This window comes from Streptomyces sp. NPDC096323 (assembly GCF_040302845.1).
Classification (GTDB): domain Bacteria; phylum Actinomycetota; class Actinomycetes; order Streptomycetales; family Streptomycetaceae; genus Streptomyces.
Window position 1 is genome coordinate 796552 of the sequence record NZ_JBEOSI010000002.1, and the last position, 24223, is coordinate 820774.

Annotated in this window: 20 protein-coding genes; 8 read left to right on the top strand and 12 right to left on the bottom strand. The window is 71.9% G+C overall.

What is annotated here, in order from left to right; translation table 11 throughout:
* Nucleotides 1-246: 246 nt before the first annotated feature.
* From ABTX18_RS07560 to ABTX18_RS07575, 4 genes are all read right to left on the bottom strand, one after another.
* Nucleotides 247-870: a GntR family transcriptional regulator gene (locus ABTX18_RS07560; RefSeq protein WP_136330089.1), complete on the bottom strand. Its 624-nt coding sequence runs from the start codon at nt 868-870 to the stop codon at nt 247-249.
* A 148-nt stretch (nt 871-1018) separates the two neighbouring features.
* Nucleotides 1019-2848, bottom strand: coding sequence for a 2-oxoglutarate dehydrogenase, E2 component, dihydrolipoamide succinyltransferase (gene sucB, locus ABTX18_RS07565; RefSeq protein ID WP_352121794.1), 1830 nt, complete (start codon nt 2846-2848; stop codon nt 1019-1021).
* A gap of 60 nt (nt 2849-2908) precedes the next feature.
* Nucleotides 2909-4297, bottom strand: coding sequence for a dihydrolipoyl dehydrogenase (gene lpdA / locus ABTX18_RS07570; RefSeq protein ID WP_136330087.1), 1389 nt, complete (start codon nt 4295-4297; stop codon nt 2909-2911).
* 327 nt (nt 4298-4624) lie between these two features.
* Nucleotides 4625-6178 carry a leucyl aminopeptidase gene (locus tag ABTX18_RS07575; RefSeq protein ID WP_352121795.1) on the bottom strand — a complete coding sequence of 518 codons (1554 nt, stop codon included), beginning with the start codon at nt 6176-6178 and terminating at the stop codon, nt 4625-4627.
* 228 nt (nt 6179-6406) lie between these two features.
* Between ABTX18_RS07575 and ABTX18_RS07580 the strand changes: the two genes are divergently transcribed.
* Nucleotides 6407-7264 (top strand): endo alpha-1,4 polygalactosaminidase, encoded by an 858-nt coding sequence (locus tag ABTX18_RS07580; RefSeq protein WP_352121796.1) that lies wholly within the window; start codon nt 6407-6409, stop codon nt 7262-7264.
* 28 nt (nt 7265-7292) lie between these two features.
* Here ABTX18_RS07580 and ABTX18_RS07585 read toward each other — a convergent pair whose 3' ends face one another.
* The gene (locus tag ABTX18_RS07585; protein WP_352121797.1) at nt 7293-8072 is read right to left on the bottom strand and encodes an adenosylcobinamide-GDP ribazoletransferase; all 780 of its coding nucleotides are present in this window, start codon (nt 8070-8072) and stop codon (nt 7293-7295) included.
* A gap of 88 nt (nt 8073-8160) precedes the next feature.
* Between ABTX18_RS07585 and ABTX18_RS07590 the strand changes: the two genes are divergently transcribed.
* Nucleotides 8161-8922: a hypothetical protein gene (locus tag ABTX18_RS07590; RefSeq protein WP_352121798.1), complete on the top strand. Its 762-nt coding sequence runs from the start codon at nt 8161-8163 to the stop codon at nt 8920-8922.
* Here the strand turns inward: ABTX18_RS07590 and ABTX18_RS07595 are convergent.
* The 4 genes from ABTX18_RS07595 to ABTX18_RS07610 form a co-directional block, all read right to left on the bottom strand.
* Nucleotides 8865-9581: a hypothetical protein gene (locus tag ABTX18_RS07595; RefSeq protein ID WP_352121799.1), complete on the bottom strand. Its 717-nt coding sequence runs from the start codon at nt 9579-9581 to the stop codon at nt 8865-8867. The two genes, ABTX18_RS07590 and ABTX18_RS07595, sit on opposite strands and share 58 nt — an antisense overlap.
* Nucleotides 9578-11461, bottom strand: coding sequence for a phosphatidylglycerol lysyltransferase domain-containing protein (locus tag ABTX18_RS07600; RefSeq protein ID WP_352121800.1), 1884 nt, complete (start codon nt 11459-11461; stop codon nt 9578-9580). The genes ABTX18_RS07595 and ABTX18_RS07600 overlap by 4 nt, the downstream gene beginning before the upstream one ends.
* Before the next feature lie 95 nt (nt 11462-11556).
* A complete protein-coding gene (gene cobT, locus ABTX18_RS07605; RefSeq protein WP_352121801.1) occupies nt 11557-12681 on the bottom strand; it encodes a nicotinate-nucleotide--dimethylbenzimidazole phosphoribosyltransferase in 1125 nt (374 codons plus the stop codon).
* Between the two features lie 309 nt (nt 12682-12990).
* The gene (locus ABTX18_RS07610) at nt 12991-14193 is read right to left on the bottom strand and encodes a bifunctional adenosylcobinamide kinase/adenosylcobinamide-phosphate guanylyltransferase (protein ID WP_352121802.1); all 1203 of its coding nucleotides are present in this window, start codon (nt 14191-14193) and stop codon (nt 12991-12993) included.
* A 128-nt stretch (nt 14194-14321) separates the two neighbouring features.
* Here ABTX18_RS07610 and ABTX18_RS07615 point away from each other — a divergent pair, with 128 nt between their 5' ends.
* Nucleotides 14322-14567 (top strand): hypothetical protein, encoded by a 246-nt coding sequence (locus ABTX18_RS07615; RefSeq protein WP_352121803.1) that lies wholly within the window; start codon nt 14322-14324, stop codon nt 14565-14567.
* 67 nt (nt 14568-14634) lie between these two features.
* Here the strand turns inward: ABTX18_RS07615 and ABTX18_RS07620 are convergent, their stop codons facing one another.
* The 3 genes from ABTX18_RS07620 to ABTX18_RS07630 all read right to left on the bottom strand — a co-directional run bounded on the left by ABTX18_RS07620 (nt 14635) and on the right by ABTX18_RS07630 (nt 17247).
* Nucleotides 14635-15726, bottom strand: a complete 1092-nt coding sequence (locus ABTX18_RS07620; RefSeq protein WP_352121804.1) for a S1C family serine protease — start codon at nt 15724-15726, stop codon at nt 14635-14637.
* A gap of 79 nt (nt 15727-15805) precedes the next feature.
* The gene (locus ABTX18_RS07625; RefSeq protein ID WP_352121805.1) at nt 15806-16558 is read right to left on the bottom strand and encodes a class I SAM-dependent methyltransferase; all 753 of its coding nucleotides are present in this window, start codon (nt 16556-16558) and stop codon (nt 15806-15808) included.
* Nucleotides 16559-16647: 89 nt separating this feature from the next.
* Nucleotides 16648-17247, bottom strand: a complete 600-nt coding sequence (locus ABTX18_RS07630) for a DUF3043 domain-containing protein (RefSeq protein ID WP_352121871.1) — start codon at nt 17245-17247, stop codon at nt 16648-16650.
* A 296-nt stretch (nt 17248-17543) separates the two neighbouring features.
* On the opposite strand from ABTX18_RS07630, the gene ABTX18_RS07635 reads away from it, so the two are divergent.
* The 5 genes from ABTX18_RS07635 (at nt 17544) to ABTX18_RS07655 (ending at nt 24206) form a co-directional block, all read left to right on the top strand.
* Entirely contained in the window at nt 17544-18326 is a 783-nt protein-coding gene (locus ABTX18_RS07635; protein WP_352121806.1) for a PspA/IM30 family protein, read from the top strand.
* Nucleotides 18327-18335: 9 nt separating this feature from the next.
* Complete coding sequence (pspAA, locus tag ABTX18_RS07640) at nt 18336-18614, top strand: PspA-associated protein PspAA (protein WP_352121807.1); 279 nt, start codon at nt 18336-18338, stop codon at nt 18612-18614.
* A 152-nt stretch (nt 18615-18766) separates the two neighbouring features.
* On the top strand, nt 18767-20038 hold the full coding sequence (locus ABTX18_RS07645; protein WP_352121808.1) for a sensor histidine kinase: 1272 nt from the start codon (nt 18767-18769) through the stop codon (nt 20036-20038).
* Nucleotides 20035-20730, top strand: a complete 696-nt coding sequence (locus tag ABTX18_RS07650; RefSeq protein ID WP_352121809.1) for a response regulator — start codon at nt 20035-20037, stop codon at nt 20728-20730. Before ABTX18_RS07645 ends, ABTX18_RS07650 begins: the two co-directional genes overlap by 4 nt.
* Before the next feature lie 323 nt (nt 20731-21053).
* A complete protein-coding gene (locus ABTX18_RS07655) occupies nt 21054-24206 on the top strand; it encodes an efflux RND transporter permease subunit (protein ID WP_352121810.1) in 3153 nt (1050 codons plus the stop codon).
* Nucleotides 24207-24223 lie beyond the last annotated feature (17 nt).

A 24223-nucleotide genomic window follows, 5' to 3' on the forward strand; every position in this document is an offset into this window, starting at 1 on the left:
ACTGTAAGGCTCCGATCGATGATCGATCAAAGGATGAAAGGCAAAACTTCTCGATATGAAGAAAGTGGCATGGGGTGCCGCGAAACGGGGCACGGAGTGACGGGATTTAATGGGTGAAAAGGGGCGCTCGCCTGCGCAGTCGAGCGCCACATGCGACACATGCGCACCGCGGTCCGCGACGACCTCAAGCGCGTCTGCGTCCGGTGGGCGGTGCGCGCCTCGCTCAGGCAGCCCGCGTACTCGCCTTCACGCGCGCGGAGCGCAGCCGAGGACGTGGGCCTTGACCAGTACCCCGATGTCCGGGTCCTTCCGCAGGAACGCCTCGATGAGCGCCTCGTGCTCCTCGGCGTACGACTTCTGCACCGTGCCCAGCCAGCGGATCGAGAGCGCCGTGAACACCTCGATGCCCAGCCCCTCCCAGGTGTGCAGCAGGACCGCGTTGCCGGCCGCCCGGACCATCTCCCGGTGGAACCCGACCGTGTGGCGCACCTGCGCCTCGCCGTCGGCCAGCCGGTCCGCCTCGTACAGCGCCGCCACGTGCGGGGCGAGCAGCGAGCAGTCCTCGCCGAGCCCGGGGGCCGCCAGCTCGGCGGCGATCTGCTCCAGGCCCGCCCGTACCGGGTAGCTCTCCTCCAGGTCGGCGGCGGTGAGGTTGCGGACCCGTACGCCCTTGTTGGGGGCCGACTCGATCAGCCGGAGCGTCTCCAGCTCACGCAGCGCCTCGCGCACGGGGGTCTGGCTGACCTCCAGCTCGGTGGCGATGCGCCGCTCCACGATCCGCTCACCCGGCTTCCAGCGCCCGCTGACGATCCCGTCCACGATGTGCTCGCGGATCTGTTCGCGCAGCGAGTGGACGACGGGCGGGGTCATGAGGGGCTCCTTCGGGGCAAACCGGTGCTGCCTGCACCAACACGGCTGCCGTGGGCGACCGGTGGTGTCTAGACAATACGGCGGCGCCCCCGCCCGGGAGTGGTCCGGACGGGGGCGCCGCTGGTGAGGCTGGTTACAACCGTGGTGCTCAGAGGCCGAGCTCGACCTCGAACTCACCGGCCTCCAGGATCGCCTTGACCGCGGTCAGGTAGCGGGCGGCGTCGGCGCCGTCCACCAGACGGTGGTCGTAGGAGAGCGAGAGGTACGTCATGTCGCGGACGCCGATGACGGTGCCCTCGGCGGTCTCGATGACCGCCGGACGCTTGACGGTGGCACCGATGCCCAGGATGGCTGCCTGGTTCGGCGGCACGATGACGGTGTCGAACAGCGCACCGCGCGAACCGGTGTTGCTGATGGTGAAGGTGGCGCCGGACATGTCGTCCGGCGTCAGGCCGCCACCGCGGGCCTTGCCGGCCAGCTCGGCGGTCTTCTTCGAGATGCCGGCGAGGTTGAGGTCGCCCGCGCCCTTGATGACCGGGGTCATCAGGCCCTTCTCGGCGTCCACGGCGATGCCGATGTTCTCCGAGTCGAAGTACGTGATCGTGCCCTCGTCCTCGTTGATCCGGGCGTTGACGACCGGGTGGGCCTTCAGCGCCTGGGCGGCGGCCTTCACGTAGAACGGCATCGGCGAGAGCTTGACGCCCTCACGGGCCGCGAACGCGTCCTTCGCCTTGTTGCGCAGCTTCATCAGCTTCGTGACGTCGACCTCGACGACCGAGGTCAGCTGGGCCTGCGAGTGCAGCGCCTTCATCATGTTGTCGCCGATGACCTTGCGCATGCGGGTCATCTTGACCGTCTGACCGCGCAGCGGGGACACCTCGAGCTTCGGCGCCTTGGAGGCGGCGGCCGGAGCAGCGGCGGCCGGAGCCGGGGCGGCAGCGGCGGCCTTGGCGGCCTCCGCGGCGGCGACGACGTCCTGCTTGCGGATACGGCCACCGACGCCGGTGCCCTTGACCGCGCCCAGGTCGACGCCGTTCTCGGCGGCGAGCTTGCGGACCAGCGGCGTGACGTACGCGCCGTCGTCACCGGAGGTCGCGGCCGGAGCGGCCGGGGCCGGGGTGACCGGAGCGGGAGCCGGAGCAGCCGGAGCGGCAGCCACGGGCGCCGGAGCGGCGGGCGCGGCCGGAGCCGGAGCAGCCGGGGCGGCGGCGGGAGCCGGGGCAGCAGCAGGGGCCGGAGCCGGAGCGGCCGGGGCAGCGGCCGGAGCGGCCGGGGCAGCAGCCGGAGCCGGAGCCGGAGCAGCAGCCGGAGCCGGGGCAGCGGCGGGGGCGGCAGCGGCCGGGGCGGCGCCGGGAGCACCGATGACGGCCAGCTTGGCGCCGACCTCCGCGGTCTCGTCCTCGCCGACGACGATCTCCAGCAGCACGCCGGAGACCGGGGCCGGGATCTCGGTGTCGACCTTGTCCGTGGAGACCTCGAGGAGGGGCTCGTCCTCCGTGACCTCCTCGCCGACCTCCTTCAGCCAGCGGGTGACGGTGCCCTCGGTGACGCTCTCGCCGAGCGCCGGAAGGGTGACGTCGGTGCCGGCGGCAGAGGAGGCGCCGGTCGTGGCCTCGGCGGTCGGGGCCTCGGCCGGGGCCGCGGTCTCGGTCGACGGGGCGGTCGGCGCCTCGGTGGCGGCCGGGGCCGGCACGGCGGCGGGCTCGGCGGCCGGGGCGGCCTGGGCCGCGGGGGCGCCGGTGCCGTCGTCGATGACGGCCAGCTCGGCGCCGACCTCGACGGTCTCGTCCTCGGCGACCTTGATGGAGGCCAGAATGCCCGAGGCGGGAGCCGGGATCTCGGTGTCGACCTTGTCGGTCGACACCTCCAGCAGCGGCTCGTCGGCCTCGACGCGCTCGCCCTCGGCCTTCAGCCAGCGGGTGACAGTGCCCTCGGTGACGCTCTCGCCGAGCGCCGGAAGGGTTACGGAAACCGACATGGTTTCAGTTGCTCCTAACGAAAATGCGGAAGTGGTCGGTCGTCGCGCCCGGTCGACTGATCAGTCGTGGGAGTGCAGCGGCTTGCCGGCGAGGGCCAGGTGCGCCTCGCCCATCGCCTCGTTCTGCGTCGGGTGGGCGTGGATGAGCTGCGCGACCTCGGCCGGCAGCGCCTCCCAGTTGTAGATCAGCTGGGCTTCGCCGACCTGCTCGCCCATACGGTCACCCACCATGTGGACGCCGACCACGGCACCGTCCTTGACCTGGACGAGCTTGATCTCGCCCGCGGTCTTCAGGATCTTGCTCTTGCCGTTGCCCGCGAGGTTGTACTTCAGCGCGACGACCTTGTCCGCGCCGTAGAGCTCCTTGGCCTTGGCCTCGGTGATGCCGACGGAGGCGACCTCGGGGTGGCAGTACGTCACCTTCGGGACACCGTCGTAGTCGATCGGAACGGTCTTCATGCCGGCCAGCCGCTCCGCGACGAGGATGCCCTCGGCGAAGCCGACGTGCGCCAGCTGAAGGGTCGGGACCAGGTCGCCCACGGCCGAGATCGTCGGAACGTTGGTCTGCATGTACTCGTCGACGAGGACGTAGCCGCGGTCCATCGCGACACCCGCCTCCTCGTAACCGAGGCCCTGCGAGACCGGGCCGCGGCCGATCGCGACGAGGAGCAGCTCCGCCTCGAAGGTCTTGCCGTCGGCCAGGGTCACCCGGACGCCGTCCTGGGTGTACTCGACACCCTGGAAGAAGGTGCCGAGGTTGAACTTGATGCCGCGCTTGCGGAAAGCGCGCTCAAGAAGCTTCGAGCTGTTCTCGTCCTCGACCGGGACCAGGTGCTTCAGGCCCTCGACGATGGTGACGTCGGTGCCGAAGGACTTCCACGCGGAGGCGAACTCGACGCCGATGACGCCGCCGCCCAGCACGATCGCCGACTTCGGCACGCGGTCCAGCTTCAGCGCGTGGTCCGAGGAGATGACGCGGTTGCCGTCGATCTCCAGGCCCGGGAGCGACTTCGGCACGGAGCCGGTCGCCAGGAGCACGTGGCGGCCCTGAATGCGCTGGCCGTTCACATCCACCGAGGTGGCGGAGGACAGACGTCCCTCACCCTCGATGTAGTGCACCTTGCGGGAGGCGATGAGACCCTGCAGACCCTTGTACAGGCCCGAGATCACGTCGTCCTTGTACTTGTGGACGGCCGCCATGTCGATGCCCTCGAAGGTGGCCTTGACACCGAACTGGTCGGCCTCGCGCGCCTGGTCCGCGATCTCACCGGCGTGCAGCAGGGCCTTCGTGGGGATACAGCCGTTGTGCAGGCAGGTGCCGCCGACCTTGCCCTTCTCGATCAGAGCGACGTCCAGGCCCAGCTGCGCTCCGCGCAGGGCCGCGGCATAACCGCCGCTGCCACCGCCGAGGATCACTAGGTCGAAAACGGTGCTGGCGTCGTTCGCCACGTCACGTCCTCCATGCATGTGCGCCGTACGCCGGGGCCCCGTCATCGGGGTGTGACCGGCCGGTCGGCTGGTGTGCGGCCGCTTTTGTCATTCGGCCCTGTGGTGGGGGCCCTGTCCTGCCGAGAACCCATCTTCGCACTTGTCGACGGCGGGCGGGACGCGGGGCCCGTGTCCGGGACGGATGATCGTCCGTCCCAGGGGGTTACCGCTGCGTAGAGCCGTACGGATTTCGTCGAGAGCGAAACCCGCCCGGCCCCTGCCGCGGTGCCGTGGATGCAACACGTACGGCCCCGGACGTATGCCCGGGGCCGTACGGCGACGGTGACCTCAGCCGAGGTCTCCGGCCGCGGTGCGCTCCGCCAGCTTCACCAGGGTGCGGACCGCCGATCCGGTGCCGCCCTTCGGCGTGTAGCCGTACGGGGCGCCCTCGTGGAAGGCCGGGCCCGCGATGTCCAGGTGCGCCCAGGCGATGCCCTCGCCCACGAACTCCTGCAGGAACAGACCGGCCACCAGGCCGCCGCCCATCCGCTCGCCCATGTTGGCGATGTCGGCGGTCGGGGAGTCCATGCCCTTGCGCAGGTCGGCCGGGAGCGGCATCGGCCAGGAGGCCTCGCCGACCTCTTCGGCGATCTCGTGGATCGAGGTACGGAAGGCGTCGTCGTTCGCCATGATGCCGAAGGTGCGGTTGCCCAGGGCCAGCACCATCGCGCCGGTCAGGGTCGCCACGTCGACGATCGCGTCCGGGTTCTCCTCGGAGGCGCGGGTCAGCGCGTCGGCGAGGACGAGGCGGCCCTCGGCGTCCGTGTTGAGGACCTCGACGGTCTTGCCGCTGTACATGCGCAGCACGTCACCGGGGCGGGTGGCGTTGCCCGACGGCATGTTCTCGGCGAGTGCCAGCCAGCCGGTGACGTTGACCCGCAGGCCCAGACGGGCGGCCGCGACGACGGTCGCGAACACGGCGGCGGCGCCGGCCATGTCGCACTTCATCGTCTCGTTGTGGCCGGCCGGCTTCAGGGAGATGCCGCCCGAGTCGTAGGTGATGCCCTTGCCCACGAGGGCCAGGGTCTTCTCCGCCTTCGGGTGCGTGTACGCGAGCCTCACCAGGCGCGGGCCGCGGGACGCGCCCTGGCCGACGCCGAGCAGACCGCCGAAGCCGCCCTTGACGAGCGCCTTCTCGTCGAGGACCTGCACCTTGATGCCGTGCTCCTTGCCGGCGGCGGTGGCCACGGCGGCGAAGGACTCGGGGTACAGGTCGTTCGGCGGGGTGTTGACCAGGTCGCGGGCGCGGTTGATCTCCTCGACGAGCGCGAGGGCGCGCTCGGCGGCGGCCTTGAAGGCCTTGTCGCGCGGCTTGGCGCCGAGGAGGGCGACCTCGCCGAGCGGCAGCTTCGCACCGTTGGGCTTGTCGCCCTTGGGGGCGAGCTTGTTCGCGCCGCCCTGGTAGGCGGTGAAGGCGTACGCGCCCAGCAGCGCGCCCTCCGCGATGGCCTCGGCGTCCTCGACCGAGCCGACGGGCAGCGCGAAGCCGGCCTTCTTCGACCCGGCGAGCGCGCGGGCGGCCGCACCTGCGGCCCGGCGCAGCACCTCGGCGTCGTACGCGCCGTCCTTCTCCGGGACCGGGCCGAGTCCGGCCGCGATGACGACCGGGACCTTCAGGCCGTCGGGCGCGGGGAGCTTGGTCAGCTCGCCCTCGGCACCGGAGGCGCCCAGGGTCGCCAGGACGGTGGCGAGCTTCCCGCCGAACGCCTTGTCCACGGCCTCGGCGCCCGGCGCGAGGACCAGGGCCCCGGACTTGGAACCGGCGGCCTTGGCGACGCCGACGACGAGCGCGTCGGCGCGCAGCGTCGCCGCACCGGCAGTGCTGAGAGTGAGAGCAGTCACGGTGGTGAAATCTCGCTTCCGTTGAGTTCTTTTTCGGCCTGTGTTGGTCGAGGGGGTGGCCGACCGGGCCCGGCGCATCGTAGACGCCGCCGCGATGTGCCGGGAATGAGCCTACGCGCGCCTTTGCTGCCCGATTACGGCGGCGGGCCGTCAGCGCTCCGCGGCAGCCGTACGGTTGTCACGCCGGGATGATCTTTCCCGGCGAAAGGCCCTAGCCTGGGGAGAACGATGGACGACCGGATGGCCGCCCGGATGAGCGGCCGGCCGGCGGCGCTGCCCGTCACCGTACTGATTCTGTGGACGATGCTGGCCGGCTGCACCTCGGCGCCCGGGGCCGCCCCGTCGCCCGCCCCCTCCGGGAGGTCCGCCGCGGCGCGCTGGCAGCCGGAGCCGGGCACCGACTGGCAGTGGCAGCTCTCCGGCCGGCTGGACACGACGGTGGACGCCCCGGTGTACGACATCGACGGCTTCGACCACGACGCGGACCAGGTGGCCCAGCTGCACCGCAAGGGGCGCAAGGTCATCTGCTACCTGTCCACGGGCGCCTGGGAGGAATTCCGCCCGGACGCGGCGAAGTTCCCCGCCGCGGTCCTCGGCAAGGGCAACGGCTGGAAGGGGGAGCGCTGGCTCGACATCCGGCGCACCGACGTCCTGGAGCCGTTGATGGAGCGCCGGATCGCCATGTGCGCGAAGAAGGGCTTCGACGCCGTCGAGCCCGACAACATGGACGGCTACCGCAACCCCAGCGGGTTCCCGCTGACCGCCGCCGACCAGCTGCGCTACAACCGGCTCATCGCCCGCGTCGCCCACCGCCACCGCCTCGCCGTCGGCCTGAAGAACGACCTCCCGCAGATCCCCGAACTCGTCGGCGACTTCGACTTCGCGGTGAACGAACAGTGCGCCCAGTACGAGGAGTGCGAGGAGCTCTCCCCGTTCATCGAGGCGGGCAAGGCCGTCTTCCACGCGGAGTACGAGCTGCCCGTGGCGCGGTTCTGTCCGCGGTCCCGGAAGCTGCGGCTGAGCTCGCTGCTCAAGAAGTACGAGCTCGGAGTCTGGCGGCAGCGGTGCCCGGCGGCCGGGAGCTGACGGACCGGCCGGACGGCCGGGGAGGGGCTCAGCCGAGGGCCAGGCCCACCAGCATCACCGTCGCGGCCGTCTCCGCCAGTGCGCCGAACACATCGCCGGTCACCCCGCCGAAGCGCCGCACGCAGTGCCGCAACAGCAACTGGGCCACCCCGAGAGCGGCCAGGGCGGCTAGGGCGTACCGCACGGCCCCGTACCCGCCGAGCAGCGCCCCGGCGCCCGCGCAGGCCGCCACCGCCACCACCGCGGCCGCCGCCGCGCCGGCGGCGGGGACGGTGCCCGCGACCGCGGCGCCCAGCCCCTCCGGGCGGGCCGCGGGGACGCCCCGGCGGGAGGCCAGCGTGAGCGCGAGCCGGGCGACGACGGCGGACGCGGTGGCCGCCACCGCGCCCTGCGCCCAGCCCTGCGCGTACAGCTGCTGAAGGACCGCCACCTGCGCGAGCAGGACGAACAGCAGGGTGATCACACCGAACGGCCCAATGTCCGACTGCTTCATGATCCGCAGAGCGTCATCGGCCGGTTTGCCGCTGCCCAGGCCGTCCGCGGTGTCCGCGAGACCGTCCAGGTGCAGCCCCCGGGTGAGGGCGGCGGGCAGTGCGGCGGAGGCGACCGCGGCGAGCAGCGGACCCGAGCCCATCAGCAGCGACAGGCTGCCGGGCACCGCCGCGAGCACCCCCACGACGAGGCCGGCCAGCGGGGCGCACAGCATCCCGGCCCGGGCGGTCCCGCGGTCCCAGCGGGTGACGCGGACGGGGAGCACGGTGAGGGTGCCGAAGGCGAAACGCAGGCCGTGGCTGTTCAGGGAGGTCACGGCGCGCAGGCTAACGGGTGGGCGCGGCCGCTAGATTGTGCAGAACGGTGAAAATCGGGTCGCAAGCGATGTATCGGGAGTGGGTGGGATGGGTCACTGGTTCGATCGCAATGTCATCGAGCCGGGGAAGCTGCCCCTGCTCCTGTCGCTGGCCGCCTTCGTGCTGACCTTCGCCATCACGCGGGTCATCACCCGGATGATCCGGGCGGGCAAGGGGCCGTTCGGCAACATCACGCCGGGCGGGGTCCACGTCCATCACGTGGTGCCGGGTGTGGTGCTGAGCGTGGTCGGCGGGTTCGGCGCGGTGGCCAGCGGCAAGCACGGCTTCGCGGCCGGGGCCTGCGCGGTCGTCTTCGGGATCGGTGCGGGGCTGGTGCTCGACGAGTTCGCTCTGATCCTGCACATGGACGACGTGTACTGGACGGAGCAGGGCAGGCAGAGCGTGGAGGTCGTCGTCCTGACCGCCGCCCTGGTCCTGCTGGTGCTCGGCGGCTTCTCGCCGCTCGGCGTGGACGACCTGAGTGACGATCAGGAGCAGGGCCGGCTCGGTGTCGTCCTCACTCTCGTCGTCAACTTCTGTTTCGTGCTGATCGCCCTGTTCAAGGGCAAGGTGCGGATGGCGGTGGTCGGCACCCTGGTCCCGTTCGTCGCTCTGATCGGGGCCCTTCGGCTGGCCCGGCCGGCCTCGATGTGGGCCAAACGGTTCTACCGCAACCGGCACCGGGCCCGGGCCCGCTCGGTCCTGCGCGCCTACCACCACGACGTCCGATGGGCCGGACCGCGCCGCAGGTTTCAGGACTTGATCGGCGGTGCGCCCGACCGGCTCCCGGCGTCCTCGTCCAAACCCTGACCACGTCGGCCGCACAGGGCGGGGACCGCGCACAGCACGAGCGCCGCCGCGATGGCCGTCAGGTGCTCCTTGCCCGCCAGGTTCCCCTTCACCACCACCTCCGCCGCCATCGCCGCGACCACCAGCCCGGCGGTGCACCGGGCCCGGTAGGCCCAGCAGACGCAGACCGCGAGGGCGACCACCGCGGCCGAGGGGCCGGTGTCGACGATCCGGGCGTCGGACCCGGGCAGGCCCAGGAACCCGCCGGGGCCCACGGCGACGCCGATCCGCGCGTACAGCGTCCCGGCGAGCGTCGCGACGTACGCGATCAGCAGCGTCCGCCGCCGGCCGAGGCAGATCTCGGCGATCCCGAACACCAGCAGCACCTGGGCCAGCGCACCCCACACCGGCAGGTCGAGCGCCGGAACGAACAGCGACGCGGGGGTACGCAGCAGAGCCGTCAGGAGCGGATCCTCGGCCCGCACCGCCCCGAGTGCCTGCACCGGCCCGTAACCCCAGGAAGTGTTCTGCACCAGGTGCAGCAGTGCCGTCAGACCGACCGCGGCCAGGGGCAGCGGGACGGCCCGCAGCCCGTCGGCGGCGAGCGCGTTCCGGGTGTCCGTCCACAGAGGGCCCCACTCCCGGAGGGCCGCCCGGCGCAGCGCGCGGACCGGTCTCATCCACGCGGTCCGAGCCTCGAGCGGTGCAGCCACTTGGGCAGCCCCGGCGCCTCCAGGAATCCCTCGGCGCGGCCGGCGGCGACGCCGATGCGCGGGAGGTCCGCGCTCTTCTCGAAGAGCAGGTAGCGCGGCTCCCAGATCGGCCGGTACTTGGCGTTTGCACGGTAGAGCGACTCGATCTGCCACCACCGGGAGAAGAAGCTGAGCAGCGAACGCCACAGCCTCAGCACCGGCCCCGCGCCGAGCCGGGAGCCACGCTCGAAGACGGAGCGGAACATCGCGAAGTTCAAAGACACCTGGGTGACACCGATCTCCCCGGCCCGCTGCAGGAGTTCGATGACCATGAACTCCATCAGACCGTTGTCGGCGTCCCGGTCACGGCGCATCAGGTCGAGCGACAGGCCGCGTGGGCCCCAGGGGACGAAGCTCAGTACGGCCCGCAGCTCACCGCCCCCGGCGTCACGGCATTCGAGCATCACGCACTGCCCGTCGGCCGGATCGCCGAGCCGGCCGAGCGCCATCGAGAAGCCGCGTTCGGTCGCGCCGTCGCGCCAGTCGTCGGCCCGGCGCACCAGCCCGGCCATCTCGGCCTCGGGGATCTCCGCGTGGCGGCGCACCCTCACCTCGTAACCGGCCCGCTTCACCCGGTTGTACGCCTGGCGGACGGTCCGCATCGCCCGCCCCTCCAGGGTGAACTCGGCGGTCTCCACGATCGCCTCGTCACCCAGTTCCAGGGCGTCGAGGCCGTGCCGGGCGTAGACGGTGCCGCCCTCCTCGCTGACCCCCATCGCCGCCGGGATCCAGCCGTGCTCACGGGCCTCGGCCAGCCAGGGCTCGATCGCCCCGGGCCAGGCCTCGGGGTCCCCGATCGGGTCGCCGGAGGCCAGCGAGACGCCGCCGACCACCCGGTAGGCGACGGCGGCCTTCCCGGTCGGCGACCAGACGACGCTCTTCTCGCGGCGCAGCGCGAAGTAACCGAGCGAGTCCCGCTCCCCGTGCTTGTCGAGCAGGGCCCGCAGGGCCGCCTCGTCCCCGGGAGTGATCGGGTCGACCGCGCGGCGGGCGCGGAAGGCCGCGTACACGACGGCGATGAGCAGCAGGGTGGAGAGGATGTTGATGACGACGTTCACCCAGCCCGGCGTCGTGATGCCGGGGAAGCGGGCGTCGTCGGCGGCGACGGAGACCAGCCGCAGCGCGCCGAAGCGCCAGCGGTCCAGGAACGTCGAACGATGCTCGTCGTGTGCGGTGTTGGTGAGCGTGACCAGGCCGGCGGCGATCAGCGAGGTGGCCAGCAGCCCGCCGACCGCCACCAGCGCGGCGAGCTTCGGGTTGGACCTGTCCCCCTTCGCGTAGAACTCGCGCCGGCCGAGGGCGAGCGCCACGACGAAGGCGGCGGTCAGCGCGAGCGAGATCCAGTTCTGCGGGTACCGGCGGATCTCCGGGAAGCCGATCACCGCGGCGAAGAGCAGCAGCGTGAGCCCGCTCAGCACCAGGTTGACGATCCACGCGGCCCGTTTGCGCCGCCGCATCGTGACCGCGAGGAACAGGGCGACGACGCCGGAGGAGAAGCCCGCGGTGAGCAGGTAGGGCGTGAAGTAGTTCGCGGTGTTGTGGCGTCGGAGGTCCTGGCCGAAGGTGACCCAGACGGCGCTCAGGAAATTGATGAACGACACGACGCGCAGATACCAGATGGCGAAGGCCGCGCTGCGGCGCGACCGGCCGGTGCTCGGCAACCGCCCGCTGCTCCGCTCCCGCGCGGCGGACTGCTCCCGCCCCCGCCCGCTGCTCTTCGGCCGGTCCCTGTTCTGCGGTTGTCGGGTCTTCTGCGGCCGGACGGCAGCGCGCCCGGATTCCTCGCTGGCCAATCGGACCTCTCCCATGAAAAGCGATCATATGGGGCATCGCGCTTCATGAAAGGGGCCGCGCTGCGGCCGGTGTCCGGACGGCCGCGGTCCGACGGGTCAGCTGCCGCTCGTCACTCCCCGGCCGGGTCGCCCGGGCCGGCCTCCCCTTCGGCGGACGCCTCCTCGCCGTCGTCCTGCGCGTCGTCCTCGTCGCTCTTTGGCGCCCGTTCGGGCAGCTCCGCCGCCAGCGCGGCCGCGGCCTGCACGAACGGAAGCGCGAGCAGCGCCCCGCTTCCCTCGCCGACGATGACGCCGTGGTCCAGCAGCGGGTTGAGCGCCATCCGGTCCAGCGCCTTCGCCTGCGCCGGTTCACCGCTCAACTGGCCCGCCAGCCACCAGTCCGGCGCCCGGAACGCGGCCCGCTGGCCGACCAGCGCACACGCCGCGGAGACCACACCGTCCAAGATCACCGGGAGCCGGCGCACCGCGCACTGCAGCAGGAAGCCGGTCATCGCCGCCAGGTCCGCACCGCCCACCGTGGCCAGCAGCTCCACCTGGTCGCCCAGCACCGGCCGGGCCCGGCGCAGCGCGTCACGGACCGCCGCGCACTTGCGCATCCAGGCCAGGTCGTCGATGCCCGCACCGCCGCGCCCGGTGACCACCGAGGCATCGGTGCCGCACAGCGCCGCGATCAGCGTGGCCGCCGCCGTCGTACCGCCGACGCTCAGATCACCGAGCACCACCAGATCGGTACCCGAGTCGGCCTCCTCGTCGGCGATCGCCATGCCGAGGCGCACCGCTTGCACGGCCTCCTCGACCGTCATGGCGTCCTCGACGTCGATCCGGCCGCTCCCGCGCCGCACCCGGGTCCGCACGACCGCTTCCGGCAGCAGCTCCGGCTCGCAGTCCAGACCGGCGTCGACGATCCGTACCGGCACGGAGAACCGGCGGGCCAGCACGGCGAGCGGCGTCGAGCCGTCCAGCGTGGCGCGCACCAGCTCGTGCGCGCTGCCGGCCGCACGGCCGGAGACCCCCAGCTCCGCCACCCCGTGATCACCGGCGAACAGCACCACGCGGGCCTGCTCGATCGGCCTGACCGGCACGGCCTGCTGCGCGGCCGAGAGCCATTCGCCCAGCTCGTCGAGGCGGCCGAGGGCGCCCGGCGGCACGCTGAACCGCTCCCGGCGTTCCTCGGCGTCTCGCCGTACACCCCCGTCGGGGCGTTCGATCAGGTCGGAGAAGTCGTCCAGATTCACGGGGGTCTGCCTCGCGGGTCGATACGTGATGGGAGCCCGGCGGCGGGCTCAGAGGCGGCCGGGTGGCCTGCGACCGGAGCCTCATACCGCTGAACAGTACCCGCCGCGATTTGCGGCCCGCCCGGGTGCGCCGCCCGGCCTCCGGACCGCGGTTGCACGGGCGCGGGCGGCCTTGGAGAGCAGCCGCCCGCCCGGCCGCCACCGGCCCCGTTCCGCCCGTTCACGCACGGGCCGCGGAGCCACAGACCGCGGAGCCCCAGATCGCGGAGCCACGTGCTGCGGGGCCACAGGCCGCCCAGCCGCCGGCCGTCAACCGCGCAGCGTCAGCGCCTGCCCGGCCACCACCAGCAGCACCTGCTCGCACTCGTCGGCGAAGGCGGCGTTCAGCCGGCCCAGCTCGTCCCGGAACCGCCGCCCCGCAGCGGTCGCGGGCACCACTCCGGAACCGGTCTCGTTGGTCACCGCGACCATCGTGCGGCGCGTCCCGCGCACCGCCGCGACCAGCTCGGCCGTCCGCTCCCGCAGCGCGCGCTCGCCGCCGCCCGCCCAGGCCGCGTCGTCCCAGGCGTCCACCCGGTCCATCGCGTCCGTCAGCCACAGCGACAGGCAGTCGATCAGCAGCGGAGGCCCGTCCGACTCCAGCAGCTCCACCAGCTCGCAGGTCTCCTCGGTGCGCCAGGCCGCCGGTCTGCGCTCCCGGTGCACCCCGATCCGCGCCGCCCACTCCGCATCGCCCTCCCGGCCGCCGCCGGTCGCCACGTACACGACCTCGGGGTACGTCTCCAGCCGCCGTTCGGCCTCGACCGACTTCCCCGACCGGGCGCCGCCGGTGATCAGAGTGCGCCGGGGGAGGTCCGGTTCGCCGCGGTACCCGCCGACCGTCAGCGTCGTCCCGTCGGGTACCGCCCGGGCCCCGCCCGCCGCCAGCCGGCGGTCGAGTTCGGGGCCGGGCGGCGCGTCGTGGTCCAGATGGACGGCGATCACCTCGGTGGCCGGCCCGATCGCCTCGACGGCCCGCAGCCGGGCCACCGCGTCGGGCCGCCCCACGACATCCGCGACGACCATGTCGTACGGCTCCGCCATCCGGTCGGCGAGACCGGCCGGTGCGCCGCCCGGCGGCAGGTACAGCAGCCGCTCGCCGACGGGCGAGGTGACCTCGTACCCCGTGCCGGGGGAGTCCATCGGCACGGCACGCACCCGGTGTCCGCTGATCAGCGTCAGCACCTGCCCGTCCGGCACCCGGCCCGCCGGGGGCAGCCCGGCGGGCAGTTCGACCGCGGGGCCGTCGTGGGGATGGGTGAGGAGCACCTGCCGTACGCCGGTGAGCGAATGCCCCGCGCGGGCGGCGGCGAACACCGCCCCCGGGGTCAGATCGAGCAGGAGCGCGTCGTCGATCAGCAGGGCCGTCGCGGCCCGGGCCCACGCCCCGCGGGCGGTGGCGCAGGAGGCGCAGGGACAGTCGGGCCGCGGCAGCCCGTCGGGGGATCCGGTGCCGAGCAGAGTCAGTTCCACGCTCCGATACTCCCGCGTCCCCGCACCGGGTGCGCGACATGGGGGTCACCGGTGGTGTCGGGGCCCCCTCCCGCGCTGGTCGTAACCACTAGGCTGCGGGACGGAACAAAGTGACCCAGGAGGCGGACATGGCGTGGACGTGGCGGTTCGAGAAGTCCGACGGTACGGAGACGGAGCCGGCCCTGCAGCCGGAGGAATTCACGACGCAGGGCGACGCGGAGTCCTGGATCGGTGAGTACTGGAAGGAACTCCTCGACGGCGGGGCGGACCAGGTGACGCTCTTCGACGACACGACGAAGATCTACGGCCCGATGAGCCTCCAGGCCGAACAGGGCACCGAGCAGAGCACCGAAGAGAGCGCCGAGCCGAGCTGACCAGGACGGCCGGTGTCCCGCCGGGCACGTCTGCCGGGCGGGACACCGGCCGGCCGCTTTCGCGGCGTCAGATCTCGCCGAGCGTGACCTCGGCCTTCTTCTCCGCGTCGCTGCGCAGATACGTCACGGTGACCTTCTGGCCGGGCTTGTCGGAGGCCAGTGCCTCGGACAGGGACGTGATCGTGGTGACGGAGGCGTCGCCGACCTTGGTGATGATGTCGCCGACCCGCAGCCCCGCCTTCTGCGCCGCGCCGCCCTGCGCCACACTGACGATCGCCACTCCCGCCGGCCGGTAGCTGTCGTCGACGACCGTGCGGCCGGTGATGCCCAGGGCGGCACGGCCGGAGTCGGTGACCTTGCCGCTTCTGATGATCTGGTCGGCGACCGTCCTCACCATCGAGGCGGGGATCGCGAAGCCGATGCCGGGCGCCGCACTGTCACCCAGCTGCGGGTCGGTCGCCGCGAGCGTCGGGATGCCGATGACCTCGCTGTCCAGGTTCACCAGGGCGCCTCCGCTGTTGCCCGGGTTGATCGCCGCCGAGGTCTGCACCATGTCCGCGATGGTCGCGCCCGTGCCGCCGCCCGCGCGGCCCTCGCTCACGGTCCGGCCGAGCCCCGAGACGATGCCCTGGGTGACGCTGCTGGACAGCCCGAGCGGCGAGCCCATCGCCAGCACGATCTGGCCGGCCGCGACCTTCTCCGAGTCGCCGAACCTCGCGGGCTTCAACCCGTCCGGGATGTCGTCCAGCTTGATGACGGCCAGGTCCTGCTCGGGATAGGCGGCGACCAGCGAGGCGCTCAGCACCTTCTCGCCGGTGGCCACGGTGACCTTGAAGGTCTTCTCGTCGCCGACGACGTGGGCGTTGGTGACGATGTGGCCCTTGGCGTCGTAGACGACGCCCGAGCCCAGGCTCTCGGAGGCGTCGATCTGCACCACGGACGGAAGCACGTTCTTGATGACGGACTGGTAGTCGCCCTCGAGATCGCCGGTGGCCTTCGGGGCCGAACCCTGCTGGGTCGGTCCGGACCTGGTCGAGGCCGCGTTCGAGGCGCCGGAGTCCGCGTCGGAGCAACCGCTCACCAGCGCGATCGCGCAGACGCCTGCGGACAGGGGCAGCAGCAGCCGGCGCACCCGGCTGCGGGGGTGAAAGACATCCATGTCCGGATTGTCACGTTGAACCCCTTGGGCTGCCCGCCGAGAGCATCCGCGCGGGTCCCGCGGCCGGGCACGAGAGGCCCTAGCCCCGCACCCCGCACAGATGCAGCAACGCGGCCACGCCGCGGTACGGATCCGTCCGCCCCGCCCGGTCCTCCGCCGCCAGCACCCGCTCCAGCTCCGCCGCGGACGGCAGTTCCACGTCGTTGCCCACGTTGTCCGTGAAGATCCGCACCCCGTACCAGGCGTGCAGCGGCGCGGCGATTCCGGCGAGCGTGGCGGTGAGGGCGTCGAGCCGGTCCGCGCGGACGGAGAGGCCGAGGCGGTTGGTGTACCGGTCCGAGTCGAACGCGGCCAGTGCCGCGTCCCAGTCGCCGGCCATCCCGGGGCGCATCGCCAGCGCGTCGGCGTTCCGCACGAGGAGCGACAGCAGCCCGCCCGGAGCCAGCATCCTGGCCAGGCCGGCCACCATGGCGTCAGGTTCCTGGACATACATCAGCACGCCGTGGCAGAGCACCACGTCGAAGCTGCCGGGCAGGAAGTGGACCCCGGTGTCCTGGCCGTTGCCCTCGATGAAGCGGACCCGCTCGCGGATGCCCGCGGGCTCGCCGGCGAGTGCCTCCCGGGCGAACCGCAGCATCTCGGCGTCGGACTCGAGACCGGTGACGGTGTGGCCGGCCCGGGCCAGGCGCAGGGCCTGGGTGCCCTGGCCCATGCCGACGTCGAGGATCCGCAGCCGCTGCCCCACGGGGAAGCGTGCCGCGATCTGTTCGTCCAGCTGCCGGGCGACCAGTTCCTGGCGCACGGTGTTGCGCAGTCCGCCGAGCCCCTTCATCCACACCGACGAAGCCCCCGAGAACCCGGAGACCGCATCATCCGGCCGGCCCGCGGACGTACCGCCGGCCGGACCGGGGAGATCCGTACTCAGGGCCGCTCTCCGCGCTTGACCTGCGGCTTCGGCAGCCTGAGGCGACGCATCTGGAGCGTGCGCATCAGCGCGTAGGCCACCGCGCCACGCTTGGGAGTGTCGGGGAAGCGCTCGTTCAGCTGCTTGCGCAGCCGGAACGTGAGCCCGATCGAGTCGACGACGATCAGCACGATCACGCCGAGCCAGAGCAGCAGCGAGATGTTCTGGATGCCCTGGACCTGGATCACGCTGAGAATCAGGATGACCACGGCGAGCGGCAGGAAGAACTCCGCGATGCAGAAGCGCGAGTCCACGAAGTCGCGGACGAAGCGGCGCACCGGGCCCTTGTCACGAGCCGGCAGATACCGCTCGTCGCCACTGGCGAGAGCCTCGCGCTGCTTGGCCATGTCGACGCGGCGCGCTTCGCGCTGCCGCTTCATGGCCTCCTTGCGGTCGGCCGGCGCCCCACTGGAGGCACGGCGGCGCTGCGACTGGGCGTCGCTTCGCTTGGGGGTGGGGCGACCCTTGGGAGCCTGCGGGTCGCGGGACGTCTTGGAGAGGTCCGCCGTCACCTTGTCGGTGGGGGCCTTCTCTTCCTTGGAGCGGCTACGGAACACAAGGCCCAAGGGTACGGGGTCGATCGCCACGACACCGGGCCGGCCGGGAACGATCCGGCAACGGCCTGCGTCCTTGCTGGTGTCCGAGCGGGACGATACGGGCGTCATCACCGGTTTCCCCGACCGTCACCTACTCCCTGGGCCGGAGCGGGCACCGGTGGCAGTCGTCCTTGGGGAGGACCCCATCGCCGCTCGAACAGTGCGGTAATAGAGACAGGGCCCGTACTGTGGGTTCTGTCGGAGTGCTGGTGACCGGTTGAGTCAGAAGGGGGCGCGCGAAGCCCATGAGCGGTGTCATGAAGCGTATGGGGATGATCTTCCGCGCGAAGGCAAACAAGGCCCTTGACCGGGCCGAGGATCCGCGCGAGACCCTCGATTACTCGTACCAGAAGCAGCTGGAGCTGCTTCAGAAGGTGCGCCGCGGTGTCGCCGACGTGGCGACGTCGCGCAAGCGCCTGGAACTGCAGCTGAACCAGCTGCAGGGCCAGACGTCCAAGCTGGAGGACCAGGGCCGCAAGGCGCTGGCGCTCGGCCGTGAGGACCTGGCCCGCGAGGCACTGTCCCGCCGCGCGGCGCTCCAGCAGCAGGTCACCGACCTGGAGACGCAGCACACCACGCTGCAGGGCGAGGAGGAGAAGCTCACCCTGGCGGCCCAGCGGCTGCAGGCCAAGGTCGATGCCTTCCGTACGAAGAAGGAGACCATCAAGGCCACCTACACGGCCGCACAGGCGCAGACCCGGATCGGCGAGGCTTTCTCGGGCATCTCCGAGGAGATGGGCGACGTCGGCCTGGCCATCCAGCGGGCCGAGGACAAGACCCAGCAGCTGCAGGCGCGCGCCGGCGCGATCGACGAGCTGCTCGCCTCCGGCGCCCTGGACGACCCGACCGGCACGGCGAAGGACGACATCGCCGCCGAGCTGGACCGGATCTCCGGTGGTACGGATGTAGAGCTGGAGCTGCAGCGCATGAAGGCCGAACTGGCCGGCGGCTCCACCGCGCAGCAGGCCATCGAGGGCGGCCCGCAGGACGCCGCCCAGCAGCAGCAGGACCGGACCCCGCACAAGTTCGACAAGAATTAAGGCAGCGTCATGATCGTACGGATCATGGGGGAGGGCCAGGCAGTCCTGGCCGACAGTCATCTCGCCGAGCTCAACGAGCTCGACAACGAACTGCTCGCCGAAATGGAGCGGGGCGACGGCCCCGGCTTCCGCTCGACGCTCCACGCGCTCCTCGCCAGGGTGCGCGCACTCGGCACACCCTTGCCGGACGACTCCCTGGAGCCGTCCGAGCTGATCCTGCCGTCGTCCGACGCGACCCTCGAAGAGGTCCGCGCCATGCTCCGCGACGACGGGCTGATCCCCGGCTGACACCCGGCAGCCGACAGCTTCGGCACCCGCACCCGCACTCCCGTGGACCGGCCCGCCGGCCCACGGGGCACGGTGCCGTGCGCGGCGCTCCCGGGTGCGCTGTGGGGCCGCGCGGACCGATGCGCGTGCGACACGCCGTAACGTAGCTTGACGTGACCACCCTCGGAACCGGGGTTCTGCGCATCCGGAACTGGCTGCGCGACCATCCCCTCGCGCTGGACGGCGCGCTCGCCCTGGCCGTGTACGTGGCCATGGTCGTCGGATCGTTCGCCGATCCGGGCGCCCACCACGGGCCCACCTTCGGCACCCGCGTGCCCGCGGCGGGCAGTGTGGTCCTGATGGCGCTCGGCGCTCTCGCCCTGGTCTGGCGGCGCCGCCGGCCGATGGCCGTGCTCGCCGCCACCGGTGTGCTGGCCGTCGTCGAGCTGGTGGCGGCCGATCCGCCGGCCCCCGTCGTGATGAGCACCGTCATCGCGCTCTACACCGTCGCCGCCCGCACCGACCGGCCGACGACCTGGCGGGTCGGGCTGCTCACCATGGCCGTGCTCACCGCGGCCGCGATGTTCTTCGGGGCGGCCCCCTGGTACAGCCAGGAGAATCTCGGGATCTTCGCCTGGACCGGAATGGCGGGCGCCGCGGGGGACGCCGTCCGCTCCCGGCGGGCGTTCGTCGACGCGATCAGGGAACGCGCGGAGCGGGCCGAACGCACCCGCGAGGAGGAGGCCCGGCGCCGGGTCGCCGAGGAGCGGCTGCGGATCGCCCGCGATCTGCACGACGTCGTCGCCCACCACATCGCCCTGGTCAACGTGCAGGCCGGGGTCGCCGCCCATGTCATGGACAGGCGCCCCGACCAGGCGAAGGAAGCGCTCGCCCATGTCCGGGAGGCGAGCCGGTCCGCGCTCAACGAACTGCGCGCCACCGTCGGGCTGCTGCGGCAGTCCGGCGATCCGACGGCACCGACCGAACCCGCACCGGGCCTCGCCGTACTCGGCGAGCTCGTGGACACCGTGCGGCGGGCCGGGCTGCCCGTCGAGGTGGCCTGCTCGGCGAAGGACGGCCCGCCACTGCCCGCCGCCGTGGACCTGGCCGCGTACCGGGTGATCCAGGAGGCGCTGACCAACGTGCGCAAGCACGCGGGCCCGGGGGCGAAGGCCGAGATCAGTGTCGTACGGGTCGGGGCGACGGTCGAGATCATGGTGCTGGACAACGGCCGCGGAACGGCGGGCGGCGGCAGCGGGGACCTCGTCGGCGGCGGCCATGGCCTCCTCGGCATGCGCGAACGCGTCACCGCACTGGGCGGCACCCTCACCGCCGGACCCCGTTACGGCGGCGGATTCAGGGTTCATGCGATCCTGCCCCTCAAGGCCCGTGCGCAGGAGCCGGATCAGCCGGACGCGGCGGGCCGGACGGGGGAACACGCATGACACCGGCCATCAAGGTCCTGCTCGTCGACGACCAGGCGCTGCTGCGCAGCGCGTTCAGGGTGCTCGTCGACTCCGAGCCCGACATGGAGGTGGTCGGCGAGGCGGCGGACGGGGCCCAGGCCGTGGAACTGGCCCGCTCGACCCGCGCCGACGTGGTGCTGATGGACATCCGGATGCCCGGTACGGACGGGCTCACCGCGACCCGGATGATCAGCGCCGATCCGGAACTCGCGGATGTCCGCGTGGTCATGCTCACCACCTTCGAGGTGGACGAGTACGTGGTGCAGTCGCTCCGGGCCGGGGCCTCGGGCTTCCTCGGCAAAGGGGCGGAACCGGAGGAACTCCTCAACGCCATCCGGATCGCGGCAGGGGGCGAGGCGCTGCTGTCGCCCGCCGCGACCAAGGGGCTGATCGCCACGTTCCTCGCCCAGGGCGGCAGCGCGGGCGAGGACGGACCGGGCGCCGCCGAGTACTCCGCGCGCCTGGAGGCCCTGACCACCCGGGAGCGCGAGGTGCTGGTGCTCGTGGCCGGCGGGCTGTCCAACGACGAGATCGCCGAGCGCCTGGTGGTCAGCCCCCTCACCGTCAAAACCCATGTGAACAGGGCGATGGCGAAGCTGGGGGCCCGGGACCGGGCCCAATTGGTGGTAATCGCGTACGAATCCGGCCTGGTCCGCCCCCGGGTGGAGTGAGGGTGCAGCCGCGGCGTACTCCACCTGCGGTATGAGCGGCATAAGAAAGCAACCCTGGGACCGACGATTCCCGGACGGTCGGTGGGCGATCGTATGAGGACCGACCGACACATGGGGGGCGGCGTCGCGGGGCTGGGCACGCGCATCTGCGGCGTCGTCGTCAATCACCATGGCTCCGCCATGGCTCAATCCTCCGCCTTGCAGCTGCACGCACCCAGCCCCGCTCCTTCTTCCGCCCCCCATGCGCCGGTCGGTCCGGGCCGGTTCTGTCCCCGAGTTACCCGCCCACCTGCCGCGTAAGCCACAGAAGAGAGACCTCACCCATGTCCTGGCTGTCCAGATTCAGCCTCGCGCAAAGGGCCCTGATCGGGCTGATCTCGGTCGTCGCGCTCGTATTCGGAGCCATCGCGATCCCGCAGCTCAAGCAGCAGTTGCTGCCCACCATCGAACTCCCGATGGTGTCGGTGCTCGCCCCCTACCAGGGAGCGTCCCCCGATGTGGTCGAGAAGCAGGTCGTCGAACCGCTCGAGAATTCGATCAAGGCCGTCGACGGTGTCACCGGACTGACCTCGACCGCCAGCGAGGGCAACGCCGTCATCATGGCGACGTTCGACTTCGGCGACGAGGGCACCAAGCAGCTCGTCGCGGACATCCAGCAGGCGGTGAACCGCGCCCGCATCCAGCTGCCCGACGATGTGGACCCGCAGGTCATCGCCGGCTCGACCGACGACATCCCGACCGTCGTCCTCGCCGTCACCTCCGACAAGGACCAGCAGGCGCTCGCCGATCAGCTGGACCGCACCGTCGTCCCCGCTCTGGAGGACATCGACGGCGTCGGACAGGTCACCGTCGACGGTGTGCAGGACCTCCAGGTCTCCGTCACCCCCGACGACGGGAAGCTCGCGGCGGCCGGACTGAACGCCGGCTCGCTCGCCCAGGCGCTCCAGGCCGGCGGCGCGACCGTTCCGGCGGGCTCCTTCTCCGAGGCGGGCAAGAGCCGCACCGTCCAGGTCGGCGGCGCCTTCACCTCGCTGCAGCAGATCGAGGACCTCCGGGTCACCGGGCAGAACCCCGCGGGCAAGCCCGGCAAGCCGGTCCGGGTCGGTGACATCGCGACGGTGAGGCAGGAGCCGTCCACCGCGGTCTCCATCACGCGGACGAACGGCAAGCCGAGCCTCGCCGTCATGGCGACGATGGACAAGGACGGCAGTGCCGTCGCCATCTCCGACGCCGTCAAGGACAAGCTTCCCGACCTGCGCAAGGACCTCGGCGCCGGCGCCGAGCTGACGGTCGTCTCCGACCAGGGCCCCGCCGTCTCCAAGGCGATCTCGGGTCTGACCACTGAAGGTGCGCTCGGCCTGCTCTTCGCGGTCATCGTGATCCTGGTCTTCCTGGCCTCGCTCCGCTCGACCCTCGTCACCGCGGTCTCCATCCCGCTCTCGGTGGTCCTCACCCTGATCGTGCTCTGGACCCGTGACCTGTCACTCAACATGCTCACTCTGGGCGCGCTGACCATCGCGATCGGGCGCGTCGTCGACGACGCGATCGTCGTCCTGGAGAACATCAAGCGGCACCTCGGCTACGGCGAGGAGCGCCGTTCCGCGATCATCACCGCGGTGAAGGAAGTGGCCGGCGCGGTCACGGCCTCGACCCTGACCACCGTCGCCGTCTTCCTGCCCATCGGCCTCGTCGGCGGCATGGTCGGCCAGCTCCTCGGCCCGTTCTCACTGACCGTCTCCGTGGCCCTGCTGGCCTCCCTGATCGTCTCGCTGACCGTGGTCCCCGTCCTGTCGTTCTGGTTCCTGCGCGCGCCCAAGGGCACCTCGGAGGACCCGGACACGGCCCGCCGCGAGGCCGAGGAGAAGGAATCCCGCAGCAGGCTCCAGCAGCTGTACGTCAAGGTGCTGCGCTTCGCCACCCGGCGCCGCATCACGAGCATCGTCATCGCCGTCGTCGTGCTCATCGGCACGTTCGGCATGGCCCCGCTGCTGAAGACCACCTTCTTCGACCAGGGCGAGCAGGAGGTCCTGACCATCAAGCAGGAGCTCGCCCCGGGCACCAGCCTGGCCGCCGCCGACGAGGCGGCCAAGAAGGTGGAGAAGGTCCTCACCGACGACAAGGGCGTCAAGACCTACCAGGTCACCGTCGGCTCGTCCGGCTTCATGGCGGCCTTCGGCGGCGGCACGGGGGCCAACCAGGCCTCCTACCAGGTCACGCTGAAGGACTCCGGGGAATTCGAGGCCGCCCAGGACCGCATCGACGAGGCTCTCGGCAAGCTCGACGGCATCGGCGACACCACCATCGCCGCGGGCGACGGCTTCGGCAGCCAGGACCTGAGCGTCGTGGTCAAGGCCGCCGACGCGGACACCTTGAAGAAGGCCTCCGAAGAGGTGCGCGCGGAGGTCGCGAAGCTCAAGGACGTCACCGATGTCCAGAGCGACCTCGCGCAGAGCATCCCGCGGATCTCGGTCACGGCCAATGCGAAGACCGCCGACGCCGGCTTCAACCAGGCCGCCCTCGGCGCGGCCGTCGCCGGAGCGGTGCGCGGCACCCCGTCCGGCAAGGCGATCATGGACGACAGCGAGCGCGACGTCGTCGTCAAGTCCGCCCACCCGGCCACCACGATGGAGGAGCTGAAGAACCTCCCCCTGGGCCCGGTCAAGCTCGGCGCGATCGCCGATGTGGAGCTGGTCCCCGGGCCGGTCTCCATGACCCGCATCGACGGCCAGCGCGCCGCGACGATCACGGCCAAGCCCCTCGGTGACGACACCGGCTCGGTCAGCAGCGACCTCAGCAAGAGGATCGACGCACTGGACCTCCCGGACGGCGCCACCGCCACCATCGGCGGCGTCAGCGAGGACCAGGCCGACGCGTTCGTGAAGATGGGCCTGGCCATGCTGGCGGCGATCGCGATCGTCTTCATGCTGCTGGTCGCCACCTTCCGCTCGCTCGTCCAGCCGCTGATCCTGCTGGTCTCCATCCCGTTCGCGGCCACCGGCGCCATCGGTCTGCTGCTCATCACCGGCACGGCGATGGGCGTCGCCGCGATGATCGGCATGCTGATGCTGATCGGCGTCGTGGTGACGAACGCGATCGTGCTGATCGACCTGATCAACCAGTACCGGGCCCAGGGCCTCGGCGTCGTCGAGGCGGTCATCGAGGGTGGCCGCCACCGTCTGCGTCCGATCCTGATGACGGCGCTGGCGACGATCTTCGCCCTCCTCCCGATGGCGCTGGGCGTCACCGGCGAGGGCGGGCTCATCTCGAAGCCCCTGGCCGTCGTGGTCATCGGCGGTCTGGTCACCTCGACGCTGCTGACGCTGCTGCTGGTGCCGACGCTGTACACGATGGTGGAGCTCTTCAAGGAGCGCCGCGCGACGAAGAAGGCCGCGAAGCGCGCCAAGAAGGCCGGCCTCCCGGCCCCGGACGCCCCGGAGGAGACCTCCTCCGAGGAGCCGGAGCCCGCGAAGGCCTGACCGGTCGCACAGGAAGG